This is a genomic window from Stenotrophomonas sp. GbtcB23 (assembly GCF_019091045.1).
In the GTDB taxonomy this organism is placed as follows: domain Bacteria; phylum Pseudomonadota; class Gammaproteobacteria; order Xanthomonadales; family Xanthomonadaceae; genus Stenotrophomonas; species Stenotrophomonas rhizophila_A.
In genome coordinates, this window is record NZ_JAGXKC010000017.1 from 65384 (window position 1) to 82954 (window position 17571).

The 17571-nt window shown below is 68.3% G+C and carries 16 protein-coding genes and 1 pseudogene; 10 read left to right on the forward strand and 7 right to left on the reverse strand.

The genetic code is table 11. The features are described 5' to 3' along the window. Positions 1 to 90: 90 nt before the first annotated feature. A complete protein-coding gene (locus KVS69_RS09245) occupies positions 91 to 294 on the reverse strand; it encodes a DUF465 domain-containing protein (RefSeq protein WP_068848155.1) in 204 nt (67 codons plus the stop codon). A gap of 96 nt (positions 295 to 390) precedes the next feature. On the opposite strand from KVS69_RS09245, the gene ttcA reads away from it, so the two are divergent. The 4 genes from ttcA to KVS69_RS09265 all read left to right on the forward strand — a co-directional run bounded on the left by ttcA (position 391) and on the right by KVS69_RS09265 (position 3758). Beyond that, a complete protein-coding gene (ttcA, locus tag KVS69_RS09250; RefSeq protein ID WP_184126307.1) occupies positions 391 to 1263 on the forward strand; it encodes a tRNA 2-thiocytidine(32) synthetase TtcA in 873 nt (290 codons plus the stop codon). A gap of 33 nt (positions 1264 to 1296) precedes the next feature. Beyond that, on the forward strand, positions 1297 to 2202 hold the full coding sequence (locus KVS69_RS09255; protein WP_068848158.1) for a recombination-associated protein RdgC: 906 nt from the start codon (positions 1297 to 1299) through the stop codon (positions 2200 to 2202). Positions 2203 to 2280: 78 nt separating this feature from the next. Next, a complete protein-coding gene (locus KVS69_RS09260; RefSeq protein ID WP_217537845.1) occupies positions 2281 to 3060 on the forward strand; it encodes a SprT family zinc-dependent metalloprotease in 780 nt (259 codons plus the stop codon). A gap of 95 nt (positions 3061 to 3155) precedes the next feature. Then, positions 3156 to 3758, forward strand: a complete 603-nt coding sequence (locus KVS69_RS09265) for a hypothetical protein (RefSeq protein ID WP_217537846.1) — start codon at positions 3156 to 3158, stop codon at positions 3756 to 3758. On the opposite strand, the gene KVS69_RS09270 is transcribed toward KVS69_RS09265, so the two are convergent. After that, a complete protein-coding gene (locus KVS69_RS09270; protein WP_217537847.1) occupies positions 3677 to 4555 on the reverse strand; it encodes a methylglyoxal synthase in 879 nt (292 codons plus the stop codon). The two genes, KVS69_RS09265 and KVS69_RS09270, sit on opposite strands and share 82 nt — an antisense overlap. A gap of 134 nt (positions 4556 to 4689) precedes the next feature. On the opposite strand from KVS69_RS09270, the gene KVS69_RS09275 reads away from it, so the two are divergent. Beyond that, on the forward strand, positions 4690 to 4962 hold the full coding sequence (locus KVS69_RS09275; protein ID WP_095362439.1) for a hypothetical protein: 273 nt from the start codon (positions 4690 to 4692) through the stop codon (positions 4960 to 4962). A 56-nt stretch (positions 4963 to 5018) separates the two neighbouring features. Here the strand turns inward: KVS69_RS09275 and KVS69_RS09280 are convergent, their stop codons facing one another. The 3 genes from KVS69_RS09280 to KVS69_RS09290 all read right to left on the reverse strand — a co-directional run bounded on the left by KVS69_RS09280 (position 5019) and on the right by KVS69_RS09290 (position 11508). Continuing rightward, positions 5019 to 6464, reverse strand: coding sequence for an FAD-dependent oxidoreductase (locus KVS69_RS09280; RefSeq protein WP_068848166.1), 1446 nt, complete (start codon positions 6462 to 6464; stop codon positions 5019 to 5021). Positions 6465 to 6480: 16 nt separating this feature from the next. Next, positions 6481 to 10935, reverse strand: coding sequence for a glutamate synthase large subunit (gltB, locus tag KVS69_RS09285; RefSeq protein ID WP_217537848.1), 4455 nt, complete (start codon positions 10933 to 10935; stop codon positions 6481 to 6483). Between the two features lie 165 nt (positions 10936 to 11100). Then, positions 11101 to 11508, reverse strand: a complete 408-nt coding sequence (locus KVS69_RS09290; protein ID WP_068848170.1) for an I78 family peptidase inhibitor — start codon at positions 11506 to 11508, stop codon at positions 11101 to 11103. Positions 11509 to 11679: 171 nt separating this feature from the next. Here KVS69_RS09290 and KVS69_RS09295 point away from each other — a divergent pair. Further along, a pseudogene (locus KVS69_RS09295) lies at positions 11680 to 12714 on the forward strand (DNA topoisomerase IB); the annotation flags it as partial. Between the two features lie 22 nt (positions 12715 to 12736). Here KVS69_RS09295 and KVS69_RS09300 read toward each other — a convergent pair. Continuing rightward, positions 12737 to 13078 (reverse strand): hypothetical protein, encoded by a 342-nt coding sequence (locus KVS69_RS09300; RefSeq protein ID WP_068848174.1) that lies wholly within the window; start codon positions 13076 to 13078, stop codon positions 12737 to 12739. Positions 13079 to 13254: 176 nt separating this feature from the next. On the opposite strand from KVS69_RS09300, the gene KVS69_RS09305 reads away from it, so the two are divergent. The 3 genes from KVS69_RS09305 to KVS69_RS09315 all read left to right on the forward strand — a co-directional run bounded on the left by KVS69_RS09305 (position 13255) and on the right by KVS69_RS09315 (position 16711). After that, the gene (locus KVS69_RS09305; RefSeq protein ID WP_217537850.1) at positions 13255 to 14355 is read left to right on the forward strand and encodes an SDR family oxidoreductase; all 1101 of its coding nucleotides are present in this window, start codon (positions 13255 to 13257) and stop codon (positions 14353 to 14355) included. 133 nt (positions 14356 to 14488) lie between these two features. Continuing rightward, complete coding sequence (locus tag KVS69_RS09310; protein ID WP_093535329.1) at positions 14489 to 14875, forward strand: BlaI/MecI/CopY family transcriptional regulator; 387 nt, start codon at positions 14489 to 14491, stop codon at positions 14873 to 14875. A 3-nt stretch (positions 14876 to 14878) separates the two neighbouring features. Next, entirely contained in the window at positions 14879 to 16711 is a 1833-nt protein-coding gene (locus KVS69_RS09315; protein ID WP_217537851.1) for a M56 family metallopeptidase, read from the forward strand. A gap of 40 nt (positions 16712 to 16751) precedes the next feature. Here the strand turns inward: KVS69_RS09315 and KVS69_RS09320 are convergent, their stop codons facing one another. Beyond that, complete coding sequence (locus KVS69_RS09320) at positions 16752 to 17078, reverse strand: I78 family peptidase inhibitor (RefSeq protein WP_068848180.1); 327 nt, start codon at positions 17076 to 17078, stop codon at positions 16752 to 16754. Between the two features lie 158 nt (positions 17079 to 17236). Here KVS69_RS09320 and KVS69_RS09325 point away from each other — a divergent pair. Then, positions 17237 to 17571 (forward strand): acyltransferase family protein (locus KVS69_RS09325; RefSeq protein WP_217537852.1); only part of this gene is annotated, 335 nt, incomplete at its 3' end.

Below are 17571 nucleotides of genomic sequence, written 5' to 3' on the forward strand. Positions count from 1 at the left end.
CGCATTTCCCTCAGACACGCATGGCGTGTCCCTACGCGCATCGTCGTAGCGACACGCCGTGCGTGTCCCACGTAACGCCCGCTCTTGCGGCTACGCCGGCTCGTCCGGAATCAACATGTCTTCCAGCTTCGCAATGCGGTCCTTGAGCTGGAGCTTGCGGCGCTTCAGGCGCTTGAACTCCAGCTCATCCTCGCCATTGGCGGCCATGCGCTGGATCTTGTCATCCAGGTCACGATGCTCCTGCCGGAGGTTGGCAAGCAGGTCGGTGATCTGTTCGGGCGTCAGGGTATCCACAGTCGTCGAGCATACACATCCGGCATGACGCCCGGGAGTGAACGCAGTCACTTCCCCACACCGATGGCAACCAGTGCGAGCCGGTAGAATGACCGGATGCCTGCCGTGCTGCCCCTGCCCGATCCGCTCCCCCGCGCCCCGCGCACGGACGCGGCCGCGCAGGACAGACTGGCGCGCAGGCTGCGCCGCCAGGTGGGCCAGGCGATCGCCGACTTCGGCATGATCGAGGACGGTGACCGCATCATGGTCTGCCTGTCCGGCGGCAAGGACAGCTATACCCTGCTGGACGTGCTGCTGCAGCTGCAGAAGAAGGCCCCGGTGGCCTTCGAACTGGTGGCGGTGAACCTGGACCAGAAACAGCCGGGCTTCCCCGGACACGTGCTGCCGGAGTACCTGGCCTCGATCGGCGTGGCTTACCAGATCATCGAACAGGACACCTATTCGGTGGTGAGCCGGGTCATTCCCGAAGGCCGCACGATGTGCTCGCTGTGCTCGCGGCTGCGCCGCGGCGCGCTGTACCGGCATGCGGCGGAAAATGGCTTCAGCAAGATCGCACTCGGCCACCACCGCGACGACAGCGTGGCCACGTTCTTCCTCAACCTGTTCCACCACGCCAAGCTCTCCGCGATGCCGCCCAAGCTGCGCAGCGACGATGGCCAGCACGTGGTGATCCGCCCGCTGGCCTATGTCAGCGAGCGCGACATCGCACAGCATGCGCAGGCGCGCGGCTTCCCGATCATTCCGTGCACGCTGTGCGGCAGCCAGGACAACCTGCAGCGCCGCCAGGTGGCGCAGATGCTGCAGCAGTGGGAGGATCAACACCCCGGGCGGATCGACCAGATCGCGCGTGCGTTGGGCAACATCCACCCGTCGCAGCTGGCCGACCCGGCCCTGTTCGATTTCATGGCGCTGGGCCGCACCGCGGTCGCGCCCAGCCCGCCGTCGGCCTGGACCGACGGCACCCCCTGACCTTCCCTTTCACGCCTTCCTATCCGGATTTCCATGTTCTTTCGCAACCTGACGCTGTTCCGCTTCCCGACTGCCACTGATTTCTCTGAAGTCGATACCCTGCTGCCGCAGGTGCTGCTCAAGCCGGTCGGCCCGCTTGAAATGAGTTCACGCGGTTTCATTTCCCCGTTCGGTCGTGAGGAAAAGGCCGTGTTCTCGCACCGCGTCGGCGACGCGCTGTGGCTGACCGTGGGCGGTGAGGACAAGATCCTGCCGGGCGCGGTGGTCAACGACCTGCTGGCCCGCAAGCTGGAAGAGATCGAAGAGAAGGAGGGGCGCAAGCCCGGCGGGCGCGAGCGCAAGCGCCTGAAGGACGACCTGCTGCACGAGCTGATGCCGCGTGCCTTCGTGAAGAGCTCGCGTACTGACGCGCTGATCGACCTCACCCACGGCTACGTGGCGGTGGACTGCTCGAGCAGCAAGAAGGGCGAGAACATGATGTCCGACATCCGTGGCCTGCTCGGCAGCTTCCCGGCCATGCCGCTGAACGCGGAAGTGGCGCCACGCTCGATCCTGACCGGCTGGATCGCCGGTGAGCCGCTCCCCACCGGGCTGAGCCTGGGCGAAGAGTGCGAGATGAAGGACCCGGCCGAGGGCGGCGCGGTGGTCAAGTGCCAGCACCAGGAACTGCGCTGCGACGAGATCGACAAGCACCTGGACGCCGGCAAGCAGGTGACCAAGCTGGCCCTGGTGTTCGAGGACAACCTGTCCTTCGTGCTGGGCGACGACCTGATCGTGCGCAAGCTGAAGTTCCTGGACGGCGCCCTGGACCAGCTCGAGCACGCCGACGAAGACGGCCGCCGCGCCGAGCTGGATGCCCGTTTCGCCCTGCAGAGCGGCGAAGTACGGCGCCTGTTCCTGCTGCTGGAAGAGGCCTTCAAGCTGAGCAAAGCCGACTGAGGCACCGGGCGGGGTCCTGCCCCGCCCCTTTACACCCCGCAGTCATATCCCGCGCACCACGGGCGTTATGCTGTACCCATGCCCGGATTCCTCCGCCGCCTGATCTCCCCGGCCGTTGCCCCCACCCTGCAGCGCGACACCGTGCGCCTGCGCCTGGAGGATGCCGAGATCGACGTGCTGCGCGTGCGCGATCCGCGTGCGCGCCGGATCAAGCTCAGCGTGGATGAGCGTGGCGTGCGGCTGACCCTGCCGCCGCGCGCCAGCCTGGTGATGGGCGAACGTTTCCTCGAACAGCACCGCGGTTGGTTGTCCACGCAGCTGCGCAGTTACCAGGCGCAGAACCTGCCACCGCCGCTGGTGATCGGCGAACCCGGCGTGCTGCCGCTGCGTGGCGAACTGCTGCCATTGCGGTGGGATACCGGCCGCTATGCGCACCTGGAGCTGGACGGCACCGGCGTGTGCATGCACCTGCCGGCCCGCGGTACCGATGCCACGGTGAAGCGCGCGCTGCGCGAGTTCTACGAAGCGCAGACCCGCGCCGATGTCGGCCAGTGGCTGCCGCGCTACCTGCCCAGCCTGCCGCGCGCACCAGCGCGCCTGCGGCTGAAGGTGATGTCCTCGCAATGGGGCTCGCTGGCCCCCGATGGCAGCATGGCGTTGGACCTGGCGCTGGTGCTGGGGCGGCCGTCGGCGTTCGAGTACGTGCTGGTGCATGAGCTCTGCCATCTGATCCAGGCCAATCATTCGCCTGCGTTCTGGGACGAAGTGGAACAGCGCTTCCCGGCGTGGCGTGAGGAACGGGATTACTTCCAAATGGAAGGGCGGCGGCTCAAGGCGATGCTGCGGCAGCTGCTTTGAATACGCTTTCTGCGTCGCTGCTTTCGACCTTGTTGCATGGGATCGCTGCGTGAGGCGCGCGAATCTGGCGGCTTCTGCCGCCACCCGGAATGCCCATGTCGACGATGGCCTCGGTTGCCTTCGATGTGCTCACCAATGTGCTGGCGGCCGCCGTGCTGGGCACGGCGGCGATGCTGCGTGCGCGCGTACCGGATGTGTCCGGAGTGTGGACGCTGACCCGTTACGGCCAGGGACCTGAGCGCCACGCCGAGGCCGTGTACCTGGTGATGCTGTCGCAGAACGGGGTGCGCGTGGAAGGCGTGGCCGAGTGCGTGCAGTGCCGCGTTGGGAGCGGACCGTTACGGTTGCTGCCCGGCCGCGAACGGCCACGGGTGGAAGTCAGTGGTGGCCTGTACGGCAGCGTGTTCCATCGCAAGCGCTTCCGCCTGCTGTTCCGCGAAAGCGCGCGGCGCCAGGGCAGCATCGCCACCCACGGCATGGACCGCCGTGAAAGCGACGACCACTGGCGCGGCAGCTACATCCTCAGTGCCGGCGGCCGCAGCGGCCCCAGTGAGTGGCGACGGGGGCAGGGCGCGCATGATTTCGCCGTGGCCAGCGATGCATACCCACCCCGTGATCAGGGCGAAGCGCGTGCGCGCAGTGTGGCCGCCTGCGCCCAGCGTGCGGCCACGCGCGGGGCGGTGATGCACACCGCCTGATCGGTCACGGTGGTGACCGCGCGCTCCAGCAGCTGGATGTCGGCTTCGTGCTGGCGCGCCACGTGCGGGTCTTCGAAGAAGATCGCGCGCTGGCAGCGGCCTTCCAGCACCTGGTCGGCGATCTGCGCGTCGCCGCCCATCGGGCCGCTCTGGTAGCGGGTCACCCACTCCTGGTCCCTGGCCCAGCCCCGGCTCCAGGCCAGTTCGTTCAGGCGCTGGCCGGTGGTACCGGTGCCCACGCGGCTGCGGAAGCGCGAGAGCAGCGCGAAGTGTTCGTCTGCGAAGGCCAGCATGGCCGGCTTCATCGCATCGTGCGCGATCAGCGCCAGCGTGTGCTGCTCGAATGCATGCAGGTCATCGGCGCCGGGATCGGCGGCCAGGCCGGCGTGCACGCGTTCCACTTCGATCCAGTCGCGCGCGGTGGCCACGGTGGAGATGAAGGGCTTGCCGTGGATCACGCACTGGCGCTTGAGGGCGGTGGCTTCGGGGAACACCGAGGACGGGTCGACCGGATCCATCAGGTAGATCGCCCCATCCAGCGTCCGCTCGGGCGTGCCCATGCCCACCACCTCGGCGACCAGCTTCATCAGGCCGCCCTCGCGGCCGTTCGGGTAGCGGCGCAGGGTGGCGAAATCGGGCAGGAAGCCCAGCCGCTGGATGGCGTCGAAGGTGCGGCCGACCGCGTGCAGCTCCACGCCCAGCTCGCGCAATCCGCTGTCGCTGGCGCGCAGCCAGCGGAACAGGGCGGCGTGCTTGTCGTGGTGGTGCAGCCGATTGGCAGCCAGGCCGATGCGCATGGGAATCATCCGGGAGAGTGGGGCATCCGCGACATTACCAGCCCTTCACGACAATTCGTAAAAGTTGCATAGCCGTCTACCAGGGCCATAACCGACATTGACTGCCATCAGCCGGTCAATCAGGACAAGCCCCCATGCCTCTCTCCGCTCCCCGCAACGCACCGTCGGTGCAGACGCTGGCCCACGACCGCGGCGCCCGCATCCGCGCGCTGGGTCGCCTGCTGCGCCATGCGGCCCACGGCGATGCCGACGTCCTGTTGGTCGGGCTGGCGCGCATGCTGGATGCGCATATCGAATGCGACCACGCCGACGATGCGGGCAATGCCCGCATCCGCGACCAGCTGGATGAGATCCAGCTGTTGCTGGCCTTGGAAATCGAGCGCGCCGGGGTCCGGGCCGCCGCTTGAATCCGGCACTGCGTGGGCCGGCCAACGGCCGGCGCTACCGTGCCCGGTGACCGCTGTCAGGCGGTGATCAGCTCCACGATTGCCGCTGCCGCATCGCGGCCTTCGGCCACGGCGGTCACCACCAGGTCCGCACCGCGCACCGCGTCGCCACCGGCGAACAGGCGCGGGTGGGCGGTCTGGAACGGCAGCCGACCCTGGCCGCCGGCCAGGATGCGGCCGTTGTTGCCCGCCTCCACGCCCTGCGCGGTCAGCCATGCCGGCGCGGTCGGCGAGAAGCCGAACGCGATGATCACCACGTCCGCTTCCAGCAGCGATTCGCTGCCCTCGATCGGCACCGCGTTGCGCCGGCCCTGTGCATCGGGCTCGCCCAGGTGGGTTTCCACCACGGTCACGCCGATCGCTTCGTCATCGGCACCGGCCTCGATCGACAGCGGCTGGCGGTTGAACAGGAAGCGCACGCCTTCTTCGCGGGCGTTGGCTACCTCGCGCGCCGAGCCCGGCATGCTGGCCTCGTCGCGGCGGTACGCGCAGGTCACCCGCGCCGCACCCAGCCGCACCGCGCTGCGCACGCAGTCCATGCCGGTATCGCCGCCACCCAGTACCACCACGCGCTTGCCCTCCAGGTCGGGCAGGGCAAGCGTGTCTTCCCAGCCGGCGATCGGCCGGCCGTGGGCATCGCTGCCGCTGACGATGCGGCTGTTCTGCACCAGGAACGGCAGCGCCGGCAGCACGTTCTTCAGGTCCTGCCCGGGCAGCCCGCCATCGGTATAGCGGTAGGCACCGGTGCCGACGAACACCGCGTCGTAGTCGGCCAGCAGGGTTTCCAGGGTCACGTCGCGGCCGATCTCCACGCCCAGCCGGAACTGCACGCCCATGCCTTCCAGCACGTTGCGGCGGCGGCTGATCACCGACTTGTCCAGCTTGAAGCTGGGAATGCCGAACTGCAGCAGGCCCCCGATCTGTTCGTAGCGGTCGTACACCACCGCCTGCACGCCGGCATGCGCCAGGCGGTCGGCACAGGCCAGGCCGGCCGGGCCGGCGCCGATCACCGCCACGCGCTTGCCGGTGCTTTCCACCGCCGCCATGTCTGGCCGCCAGCCGGTGGCCAGCGCGGTATCGACGATGTATTTCTCCACCGCGCCGATGGTGACCGCGCCAAATTCCTCCAGCGTGCAGCTGCCTTCGCACAGGCGGTCCTGCGGGCACACCCGGCCGCACACTTCCGGCAGCGGGTTGGTGGAATGGCACAGCGTGGCCGCTTCGTGGATGCGGTTTTCCTGCACCAGCTGCAACCACTGCGGAATGGCGTTGTGCACCGGGCACTTCCAGCTGCAGTAGGGGTTGCCGCAGTCCAGGCAGCGACCGGCCTGGTACTGGGCATCTTCCTTGCCGAACTTTCCGTACAGCTCACCCCAGTCGCCGGAGGTGCGCAGTTCCACCGGAATGCGCTGCGGCATGGTCCGGGGCAGGTCGAGGAACTGGAAGGCGTGCTTGCGGCTCATAGGGGAATCCAGGAAATCAGGCGGCGCGACGCAGCGATTCGGTCAGCGATTCAATGCTGGCGGCCTTGGGTTTGACCAGCCAGAACTTGCCCACGTAATCGCGGAACTCGTCCAGGATCTGCTGGGCCCAGATGCTGCCGGTGAGCTCGCGGTGGCGGCTGATCAGCGTGTGCAGGTGCTGGCGGTGGTTTTCGAAGCCTTCGGCCGAAATGCGGTGGATGTCGATCAGTTCGTGGTTGTAGCGGTCCACGAAGTCGCGGTCGATATCCAGCACGTAGGCCAGGCCGCCGGTGAAGCCGGCACCGAAGTTCAGCCCCACCTTTCCCAGCACCAGCACGATGCCGTCGGTCATGTATTCGCAGCAGTGGTCGCCGGCGCCTTCGATGACCGCCAGCGCGCCGGAGTTGCGCACGCCGAAGCGTTCGCCCGCGCGGCCGGCGGCGAACAGCTCACCGCCAGTGGCGCCATACAGGCAGGTGTTGCCGATGATGGCGGTGTTGCGCGCTTCGAAGCGTGCGCCGCGCGGCGGGCGTACCACCAGGCGGCCACCGGCCATGCCCTTGCCCACGTAATCGTTGGCTTCGCCTTCCACTTCCAGCTGCAGGCCGCCCACGTTGAATGCGCCGAAGCTCTGCCCGGCGGTGCCACGGAAGCGCAGGGTCAGCGGCGCATCGCTCATGCCCTGGTTGCCATGCGCGCGTGCGATGGCGCCGGACAGGCGGGTGCCGATGGAGCGGTCGGTGTTGTGGATCAGGAAGCGGTGTTCGCCGCCCAGCTTGCCGGCAATGGCCGGGGCCAGCAGGCCATCCATCTGCGTGGCCAGGCTGTCCGGCGATTCGTACAGGCGCTGCGCGGCGCAGTGGCTGCCGCCGTACTGGGCCGGGTTGAGCAGGCGCGACAGATCCACCTTGACGCCCGGACGCGGGGCGACGTCCAGCTGCTGCAGGAGGTCGGTGCGGCCCACGATCTCGTCCAGCGAGCGCACGCCCAGGTAGGACAGCCAGCCGCGCACTTCCTCGGCCAGCAGCCGGAAGAAGTTCTCCACGCGCTCGGGCAGGCCGGTGAAATACTGCGCGCGCAGGCGCTCGTCCTGGGTGGCCACGCCGGTGGCGCAGTTGTTGAGGTGGCAGATGCGCAGGTACTTGCAGCCCAGTACGATCATCGGCGCGGTGCCGAAGCCGAAGCTGTCCGCGCCCAGCAGCGCGGCCTTGATCACGTCCAGGCCGGTCTTCAGGCCGCCGTCGGTCTGCAGCAGGGTGCGCCCGCGCAGGTCATTGGCCACCAGCGCCTGGTGCGATTCGGCCACGCCCAGTTCCCACGGCACGCCCGCATAGCGGATCGAGCTGACCGGGCTGGCACCGGTGCCGCCATCATGGCCGGACACGGTGATCAGGTCCGCACCGGCCTTGACCACGCCGGCGGCAATGGTGCCCACGCCGGCATGCGACACCAGCTTCACCGACACCAGTGCATCGGGGTTGACCTGCTTGAGGTCGTAGATGAGCTGGGCCAGGTCTTCGATGGAATAGATGTCGTGGTGCGGCGGCGGCGAGATCAGGCCGATGCCCGGCTTGGCATAACGCAGCCGCGCGATCAGTTCGTTGACCTTGTGCCCGGGCAGCTGCCCGCCTTCGCCGGGCTTGGCGCCCTGGGCCACCTTGATCTGCAGTACTTCGGCGTTGACCAGATACTCGGCGGTCACGCCGAAGCGGCCCGAGGCCACCTGCTTGATCTTGCTGCGCTTGTTGGTGCCGTAGCGCACCGGATCTTCGCCACCCTCACCGGAATTGCTGCGCCCACCCAGCCGGTTCATGGCGATGGCCAGCGCTTCATGCGCTTCGGGCGACAACGCACCCAGGCTGATCGCGGCGGTGTCGAAACGGCGGAACAGGTCTTCGGCCGGGGCCACTTCATCCAGCGGGGTCGGCGTCGGCGCCGCCTTGAGCTGCAGCAGGTCGCGCAGGGCCGACACCGGGCGCCCGTGCACCGCTTCGCAGTAGCGCTGCCAGTCGGCGGCGTCCCCGCTGCGCGCGGCGCGCTGCAGGGTCATGACCACGTCCGGGTTGTACATGTGGTATTCGCCACCGTGCACGTACTTGAGCACGCCGCCCACCTCCGGGCGCAGCAGGTCGTTCCAGGCGCGCACGGTGAGCTCGCGCGCCTCATCGTCCAGCCGCGCGAAGCCTACGCCGGCCACGCGCGAGGGCGTTTCCGGGAAGCACAGGTCGACCACTTCGTCGTCCAGGCCGACGATCTCGAACAGCTGCGCGCCACGGTAACTGGCCACGGTACAGATGCCCATCTTGGAGATGATCTTGGACAGGCCCTTGTAGATGCCCTTGCGGTAGCTGCGGCCGATCTGCGACTGCTCGCCGCCCTTCTTCAGCTGCAGGATGCCGCGCCGGCCCAAATCGAACAGCGTCTGGTAGGCCAGGTACGGGTACACCGCCGTGGCGCCGAAACCGAGCAGGCAGGCCATGTGGTGCGGGTCGCGCGCGGTGCCGGTTTCCAGGATCAGGTTGACGTCGCAGCGCAGCCCGGCGTTGGACAGGTGGTGGTGCACCGCACTGGTGGCCAGCAGCGCATGCACCATCGGCCGGTCGGCCACCGGGTAACGGTCGCTGAGCAGCAGCATGACGATGCCTTCGCGCGCGGCCGCTTCGGCTTCGGCGCAGATGCGCTCGATGCCGGCCTTCAGCCCTTCGTCCAGGCTGTAGGAGAGGTCGATGAGCCGGTTGCGGTCCACGTACTGCGGCATCTTGATCAGCTGGCGCAGCTTGCGCTGGCTGAGCACCGGCGAATTGAGGATGACGTGGTTCACCGTCTCCGCGCCGGCATGGAAGATGTTGGTCTCCTTGCCGAGCTGGGTGGTGAGCGACATCACGCAGTCTTCCCGCAACGGATCGATCGGCGGGTTGGTGACCTGCGCGAAGGCCTGGCGGAAGTAATCGTAGAGCGGCCGGCTCTGCTGGCTGAGCACGGCCATCGGGGTGTCATCGCCCATCGAGCCGGTGGCTTCCTGCTCGGTCTCGGCCAGCGGGCGCAGGATCTGCTCCACTTCCTCGGTGCTGAGCTGGAAGAGCTTGTGGTAACTGCGCAGGGTGCGTTCGTCGAACGGTTCTTCCACCAGCGACGGGTCGATCAGTTCGGTCTGCAGGTAGGTCACACCCTGCTGCAGCCATTGCTTGTACGGCGCGCGGCCACGGTTGATGCGGTCGATGGCATCCGAATCCAGCAGGTCGCCGCGCTTGAGGTCGATGGCCATCATCTCGCCCGGACCCAGCTTGCCCTTGCGCACCACGCGTTCGGCCGGCACTTCCCACACGCCCGCTTCGGACGCCACCAGGAAGTGGCGGTCGGAGGTGAGCATCCAGCGCGCGGGGCGCAGCCCGTTGCGGTCCAACGTGCAGGCGGCATAGCGGCCATCGCAGGCGACGATGCCGGCCGGGCCGTCCCAGGGTTCGCTGTTGAGGCCGTAGAACTCGTAGAACGCGGCCAGGTCGGCGTCCTTGAACTCCAGCGACTGGGTCGCCGGCGGCACCAGGATGCGCAGCGCCTGGATCAGTTCCATGCCGGCGCTGACCATCAGCTCCAGCATGTTGTCCAGGCTCTGCGAATCCGAGCCGTGCATGGAGATCACCGGGTTGAATTCGCCGATGTCGAAGCGCGGGGTCTTCCACACCTTGCTGCGCGCCTGCGCCCAGCGCCGGTTGCCTTCGATGGTGTTGATCTCGCCGTTATGGGCGAGCATGCGGAACGGGTGCGCCAGCGGCCAGCGCGGCAGCGTGTTGGTGGAAAAACGCTGGTGGAAGACGATGGCGCTGGAGGCCAGGTCGTTGCGCTGCAGGTCCGGGTAGAACCGGCTCAGCTTGTCCGGCAGCACCATGCCCTTGTAGCTGATCGCGTTGGGGCTGAGGGTGGTGACGTAATAATCGGCATGTTCGCGCAGCTGCTGTTCGCTGCGGCGGCGGGCCAGGAACAGCGCCAGGGTGAAGGCGGCTTCGTCCTGGCCATGGCCGGCATCGACGAATACCTGTTCGATGTGGGGCAGGGTATCGCGGGCCAGTTGGCCGCACACGCTGGGATCGGTCGGCACCACGCGCCAGCCAAGCGGCTGGCAGCCGGCGTCGCGCAGTTGCTGTTCGAGGGTGTCGCGGCAGGCCTGGGCGGCGGCATCGTCGTGCGGCAGGAACACCACGCCGGCCGCATGCAGTTTCCCGAGGACGATGCCGGCTTCGGCGGCCAGTGCCTGCAGGAACGCTTCGGGGCGCCGCAGCAACAGGCCGCAGCCGTCACCGGTGACACCGTCTGCGGCAACACCGCCGCGGTGGGTCATGCGCGACAGCGCCGCAATCGCGGTGTCGACCAGCAGCCGTGACGGCTGGTCATCCAGTTGCGCCACCATGCCGAAACCACAGGCATCGCGTTCGTCTTGTGGGTCGTAAAGCCCTTGGCGGTTGCGGGGGGCCATCTCTGCCTCAATGTCGGGTGAGCGGCGACACTCGTCCCCGCTCAATCCGTTGAGCGCATCTGGAGGCACCGGATGCTTCGACTAGATCACAGTTGCTGCAACGCCGCAATACACGGTTGCACGCGCAACCAAACCCCTCGAAAACCCGCGTCCGGTGCGCCCAATTCAGCCGCAGCGCAGGCCGGTGACCACGCCCTTTTCATCGACTTCGATGTTCAGCCGCTCGCCGACGAATTCCATGGTGGTCATGTCATCTGGCTTGAGCACGCGCAGCTGACGCGCGCTGGCATCCTGCTGCGCCTGCGCACCGATGGCATCGCTATAGGGCTGGCCGACCAGGCTCTGCACCTGGTTGGCATCGCAGTTGCCGACCGGCGGTGCCTCGGTGGCTTTGGCCGTGGTGTCGGCGGGCGCCGCAGCGACTTCTTCGGCGGCCTTCTGCGCGTGGGTACCCGCTGCTTCCTGTTCGTCCATCGGCGGGGCCTTGCAGGCGCCCAGCAACAGCAGGGTGGGGACCAGGGCGGCAGCCAGGATCGTGGGGCCAAACGGGCGGCGGAAGGAGAAGGACGACATCGAGACTCCGGAGTTCCAGGCGGTAAACCGTGGAGCATATCGCCAAGGCGGGTGTGAGGTGTTTGTGTTGCGTTATTGACGCGGCGCCGTCGCGCCACCCACCACACTGCAGGCCCGTTCCGTCGCCCTGCTTCCATGCCCGCACGCCTTGCCACCCCCGAAGCCACCGCAGCCCGCGACGCCGGCCTGCGCTATGTCACCGACGAGCTGCCCGGCATCGCCCGCCGCCGCGCCGGCAAGGGCTTCAGCTACCGCGACGCCGACGGGCACGCGGTCCGCGACGCTGCCACCCTGGCCCGGATCCGCTCGCTGGCCATCCCCCCGGCATACACCGATGTGTGGATCTGCGCGCTGGCCAACGGCCACCTGCAGGCGACCGGGCGCGATGCGCGCCGGCGCAAGCAGTACCGCTACCACCCGGACTGGGCGCGGGTGCGCGGCGACGGCAAGTTCGACCGGGTCATCGCCTTCGGCGAGGCGCTGCCGGCGCTGCGCCGCCGCCTGCGCCGCGATCTCAAGCTGCCCGGCTTCCCGCAGGACAAGGTGCTGGCGATCGTGGTCGCGCTGCTGGCCGAAACCCTGGTCCGCGTGGGCAACCCCGAATACGCCCGCGATAACCGCTCCTACGGCCTGACCACCCTGCGCAACCGCCACCTGGAGCTGGTCAAGGGCGGGCGCGCGCGCATGCGCTTCCGTGGCAAGTCCGGCCAGCAGCATGAGGTCGACATCGACGACACGCGCCTGGTGGGCCTGATCAAGGGCTGCCAGCAGCTGCCGGGGCAGGCCCTGTTCCAGTACCGGGATGATGACGGCGCGCTGCAGCCGGTCGATTCGGGCCAGGTCAACGCTTACCTGCGCGATGCGATGGGCACCGATTTCAGCGCCAAGGACTTCCGCACCTGGGGTGGCACGGTGGCCGCGCTGCGCCAATTCGCCGCCACGGCACTACCAGAGTCGCCCAGCGAGCGCTCGCTGGCCGCGCTGCAGAAGGAAGTGGTATGCGAGGTGGCCACGCTGCTGGGCAACACGCCCTCGGTGTGCCGCAAGGCCTACATCGATCCCAGCGTGTTCGATGGCTGGCGCAGCGGGTCGCTGGCGCGGTTGGCCGGCCTGCGCGGGGAGCGGCAATGGGAGCAGGCGACGCTGAAGTTCCTGCGCAGCGCGCGGCGCACGGTGAAGAAGGCCAAGGCCGGGGCCGCGCGCTGAGGGCGCGATCCCGGCCAGGACATCAGCCGCAGTAGATGGCGGTGATGTTGTTGGTGCGGCCGGTCTCGATGGTCAGGCGTTCGCCACCGCTCTCCGCGCCCGGGCTGGGATTTGCCGCACCGCTGGCGGTGGGGCCACTCTCGGTGCGCTGGCCACGCAGCACGTTGACCTGCAGGCTGTCGCTGTCCACGCGGGCGCGCTCTACGGTGGCGGCCGACGCGGCCAGGCCGACGGCGCCACGCACCTTGTCGACATGGCACTGGCCGGAGATGACGCCGTCGATCGGCTGCACCTGCGCCACCGGCGTGCTGCTGCAGGCGGAAAGAAGGGTCACGGCGGCAACGGCAAGCAGGGGACGAAACATGGGGCGGCTCCAACGGGGATTCTGGTGCCCACGATGCCGCTGCGTGCGTATGCGGCGGATGAAGCCCTACACGTCATGGCGACATGCCATTCACCGGATGCGACCGGCCCGGCCGCCACACTGCCCTTGCCTCGCCCTCCACCCGCATCGAGGCAAATGCTACGAAGGAGTTGACCATGGCCACGGCCAAGAAAACCCGTAAACGTACGACCCCCGCCGCGACCTCCGCCGAGCCCAAGGCAACGCGCACGCGCACCCCGGTGGTGAAGACCGCTACCCGCAAGGCCGCCGCCACCGACCCGCGCGCCGCGCGCGTGGCCGCCCGCCAGCGCCGCCTTCAGGACCAGGAAAAGGCCAAGGACGCGCGCGCCGCGGCGAAGAAGGCCAGCAAGAAAGCGACCAAGAAGGCCACCCAGGCCGGCAGCCGCAAGCAGCCTGAAACCATGCCGGCGCAGCACATTGCCAAGCCGGGCAACGAACACGAACTGCATCTGGCGCCGCGCTTCCTGGCGCCGGATTACGTCGGCAGCGGCAAGCTCAAGGGCAAGCGCGCCATCATCACCGGCGCCGATTCCGGTATCGGCCGCGCGGTGGCGGTGCTGTTCGCCCGCGAAGGCGCCGATGTGGCCGTCCTGCATCTGGACGAACACGACGACGCCGAGGTCACCCGCCAGCACGTGGACGCCGAAGGCACCCGGTGCGTGGTGATCGCCGGTGACGTGCGCGATCCCAAGTTCTGCAACAAGGCCGTCAAGCAGGTAGCCAAGGCGTTCGGCGGCATCGACATCCTGGTCAACAATGCCGCGTTCCAGCTGCACTGCGAACGCCTGGAAGACCTTGAAGACGAACACCTGCAGGAAACCCTGCAGACCAACATCGGCGGCTACATCCAGATGGCACGCGCGGTACTGCCGCACCTGGAAGAGGGCGACTGCATCATCAACACCGGTTCGGAAACCGGGTTGTTCGGCAGCAAGGCGCTGATCGACTATTCGTCCACCAAGGGCGCCATCCATGCGTTCACCAAGGCGCTGGCCAGCCAGCTGCTGCCGCGCGGCATCCGCGTCAACGCGGTGGCCCCCGGCCCGGTATGGACCCCGCTCAACCCGGCCGACAAACAGGCGCCGGACGTGGCCGAATTCGGCAAGGACAGCGACATGGGCCGGCCGGCACAGCCGGAGGAACTGTCGCCGGCCTACGTCTTCCTGGCCTCGCCGATCACCGCCAGCTACATCAGCGGGGTGATCCTGCCGGTGATGGGCGGTCCGAAGGGGTAAAGGCCAGGCAGAAGGGGACGACATGCGACGCGGCGGCTTCCGCATTACCGTTCGTCGGCCGCCGCCGTCCGGCACTTGACGACACCTGTAGTCACAGGCATGGTGGCGACACGTGTAGTCAACGGAGTGTGCCATGCGCGGCAAGACCATCGGGGACCAGGAACTGGCCCTGCTGCAGTACATAGCGGAACAGGACGACGCCAGCGTCGGCGAAGTGGCGGCCGGCTTCGGCGAGGAGCGTGGCCTGGCCCGCTCGACCGTGCTGACCATGATGGAGCGCCTGCGGGGCAAGGCGTATCTCCAGCGCCAGCAGGTCGAGGGCGTGTACCGCTACTCCGCCACCGGCGAGCAGGACAGCGTGGTGCAGGGCGCGGTGGCGAGTTTCGTGGAAAAGACGCTGCAGGGCTCGGTGTCACCCTTCGTCGCGTTCATGTCGCACAAGGCCGAGGTCAGCGACAGCGAACTGGCCGAACTGGAAGCGCTGGTCGCACAGCTGCAATCACGCAAGCGGGAGGGCTGAGCCATGGACATCCTGATGATGGAACTGCTGACCCGCCTTGCCTGGACCAGCGTGCAGAGCGCGCTGCTGGTGGCGCTGGTGTGGGGCGTGTGCCGGCTGCTGCCGCGGCTGCCCGCCGCCACGCGCTGCCGCCTGTGGTGGCTGGTGGCCCTGCAGGCCGTGCTGGGTCTGGTCTGGAGCAGCCCGCTCGAACTGGCGGTACTGCCGGCCCCGGGCATCGACAACGCCACCCTGGTGGCCCAGCCGATGGTGCAGGCGCCGACGACGCTGGCGCCGATGGCAATCGATACCCTGACCGCCGCGCCGACCGCTGCGTCGCTGTCCTGGCAGAGCGTGGTGTTCGCGCTGTGGGCGGCAGGCCTCCTGTTGATGATGGTGCACAGCCTGCGTGCCTACCGGCAGAGCCGCGCGCTGGTCCGCCATGCGGTGCCTTGCACCGACGCCGGGCTGCAGCAGGCGCTGCAGTTGGCCGCCGAAGCGCATGGGCTTGCCCGCGCGCCAAAGCTGAAGCTGTCCGCGCAGATCCGTTCGCCGCAGCTGATCGGCCCGTGGAACCCGGTGCTGCTGCTGCCCGCACGTGAACTGCCGGCGATGGCCGCCGATGACCTGGACATGGCGCTGACCCATGAGCTGGTCCACCTGCAGCGCCGAGACCTGTGGTTCGGGCTGCTGCCCGCGCTGGCGCAGCACCTGCTGTTCTTCCACCCGCTGCTGCACGTGGCCGTGCGCGAATACGCGCTGGCCCGGGAAGAGGCGTGCGACAGCGCGGTGGTGGCCGGGCACGGGCATTGCCGCCACGACTACGGCCGCCTGCTGGTGCAGCTGGGCGTGGCGCCGCGGCCGGCGGTGGGCGTGGCCAGTGCCTCGCCCAACTTCCGCAGCCTCAAGCGCCGCCTGCTGACCCTTCAACAGACCGGGAGTTTCCCGCGCGTGGCGTCGCTGGCGATCACGGCGCTGTTCGTGGTCATCGGCGTCGCGCCGATGCGGCTGGTGGCTGCGGTTCCGCCCGCGCCGCCGCCGGCCCCCCCGGTGCTGGCCGCTCCCGCTGCCCCTGCTGCCCCTGCGGTTCCCACCGCGCCAGCGGCCCCGGCTGTGCCACGTCCGGCATCGGCACCGCACCCGGTCACTGCACCGCGTGCACCGGCGCCCCCGGCCGCACCCGCACCGCCGCCGCACCCGGACAGTGTGAGCAGCACCAGCACCAGTACCACCACCATCACCCACGGTCGTCTGGACCTCTCGCACCAGCCGCGCCAGGCCTTCGTGCTGATGGGCGGCGGCGACAACTTCGTCGATGCCTCGATGGCCGACCTCAAGCAGGCACAGCGTGATGTACAGGGTCGCGACCCGGCGCTGTGGGTGCGCGTCGGCAACGAGCGTTACCTCGTGCGCGATCCGGCGCTGTTGCAGTCGCTGTCGAAGGCCCAGCAGCAGGTGGCCAGGCTGGGCGAGCAGCAGGGCGCGCTGGGCGACCGCATGGGCGCACTGGGCGAGCAGCAGGGTGAGCTGGGCGAGCGAATTGCCGAGGTGGCGATGCGCGCCAGCCGCGATGCGATGGAGTCGATGGATGCGGCGGAAATGGCCAACAATGCCGCGCGTACCACGAAGGGCGATGCAGCACTGGCCGAACGCGCGGCGCAGCGCGCCAAGGCGGACGCTGCGGCAGCGGTGGACCACCGCCGGATTGCCGAGATTTCCCGCCAGCAGGCCGAACTGGCCCGCCAGCAGTCAGGCCTGGCGCAGCAGCAGAGCATCGCCTCGGCCCAGATCGCCCGCGACGTGCGCAAGGCATTCGACAAGGCACTAGCTGATGGCACCGTGCAGCGCCTGAGGTAACGGTGATGCCCGGGCGTATACCCGGGCACCCCGTCGCCGGTCAATTACAACCGATGCGCTCGATCTTGTTGTCTGCGTCGACGTTGATCGTCAACCGATCTTCGCGGAAGTCCATGGTGACGGCCATGCCCGGCTTCACCACGCGCGCGTTCTTCGCACCGCTGGCGGCCACCGCCTTCTTGACCAGCGCTTCGGTCGCCTTCTGTCCATTGAACTGCTCGAGAACGTCGGGATTGCACTTCATGGTGCCTCCATCAGCGACGTGAGGCACCGGGTCGACCACGGCCGGATCGGTGCTGCTCTTGGGCGGGGTGCTGCACGCGGTCAGCGGCAGGGCACAGGCAAGCAACAGCAGGGACATACGCATGGCCAGTCTCCGTGAGCGGGTAAGTGCGGCCAGCTTGCACCCCACGGGCTGCACGGGGTGTCAACGCCCCATCAGCGCCCGCTGCGAAGTATGATCGCGGTGTCCCCGGCACATGACGGTACGTGCCCGTAGTACCCACCTCACAGAATCGATGCGCGATGACCTTGAAGCATCCCCCTATTCCCGCCCGCTTTCACTCGCTCGATGTCATCCGGGGCGTGGCGGCGCTGGTTGTGGTGGTCTGGCACTGGCAGCACTTCCTGCTCGGCGGCACCGGCGAACTGGCATTCCGTCAAACCGACCAACCCTTCTACGCCCAGTTGTCCATGTTCTACCACTGGGGCTGGCTTGCGGTGGACTTCTTCTTCTCCCTGTCGGGCTTCGTGTTTTTCTGGCTTTACGGTGAGGCGGTGGCAACGCGTGGCGTGGACGGCTGGCGGTTCTTCGTCGCTCGCTTCTCGCGCCTGTATCCCCTGCATCTAGTGACATTCAC

Excerpts from the sequence above, each read along its gene's own strand:
- ttcA (WP_184126307.1), top strand. The coding sequence starts at position 391 with ATGCCTGCCGTGCTGCCCCTGCCCGATCCGCTCCCCCGCGCCCCGCGC.
- KVS69_RS09255 (WP_068848158.1), top strand. The coding sequence starts at position 1,297 with ATGTTCTTTCGCAACCTGACGCTGTTCCGCTTCCCGACTGCCACTGAT.
- KVS69_RS09260 (WP_217537845.1), top strand. The coding sequence starts at position 2,281 with ATGCCCGGATTCCTCCGCCGCCTGATCTCCCCGGCCGTTGCCCCCACC.
- KVS69_RS09265 (WP_217537846.1), top strand. The coding sequence starts at position 3,156 with ATGTCGACGATGGCCTCGGTTGCCTTCGATGTGCTCACCAATGTGCTG.
- KVS69_RS09270 (WP_217537847.1), bottom strand. The coding sequence starts at position 4,555 with ATGCGCATCGGCCTGGCTGCCAATCGGCTGCACCACCACGACAAGCAC.
- KVS69_RS09275 (WP_095362439.1), top strand. The coding sequence starts at position 4,690 with ATGCCTCTCTCCGCTCCCCGCAACGCACCGTCGGTGCAGACGCTGGCC.
- KVS69_RS09280 (WP_068848166.1), bottom strand. The coding sequence starts at position 6,464 with ATGAGCCGCAAGCACGCCTTCCAGTTCCTCGACCTGCCCCGGACCATG.
- gltB (WP_217537848.1), bottom strand. The coding sequence starts at position 10,935 with ATGGCCCCCCGCAACCGCCAAGGGCTTTACGACCCACAAGACGAACGC.
- KVS69_RS09290 (WP_068848170.1), bottom strand. The coding sequence starts at position 11,508 with ATGTCGTCCTTCTCCTTCCGCCGCCCGTTTGGCCCCACGATCCTGGCT.
- KVS69_RS09300 (WP_068848174.1), bottom strand. The coding sequence starts at position 13,078 with ATGTTTCGTCCCCTGCTTGCCGTTGCCGCCGTGACCCTTCTTTCCGCC.
- KVS69_RS09305 (WP_217537850.1), top strand. The coding sequence starts at position 13,255 with ATGGCCACGGCCAAGAAAACCCGTAAACGTACGACCCCCGCCGCGACC.
- KVS69_RS09310 (WP_093535329.1), top strand. The coding sequence starts at position 14,489 with ATGCGCGGCAAGACCATCGGGGACCAGGAACTGGCCCTGCTGCAGTAC.
- KVS69_RS09315 (WP_217537851.1), top strand. The coding sequence starts at position 14,879 with ATGGACATCCTGATGATGGAACTGCTGACCCGCCTTGCCTGGACCAGC.
- KVS69_RS09320 (WP_068848180.1), bottom strand. The coding sequence starts at position 17,078 with ATGCGTATGTCCCTGCTGTTGCTTGCCTGTGCCCTGCCGCTGACCGCG.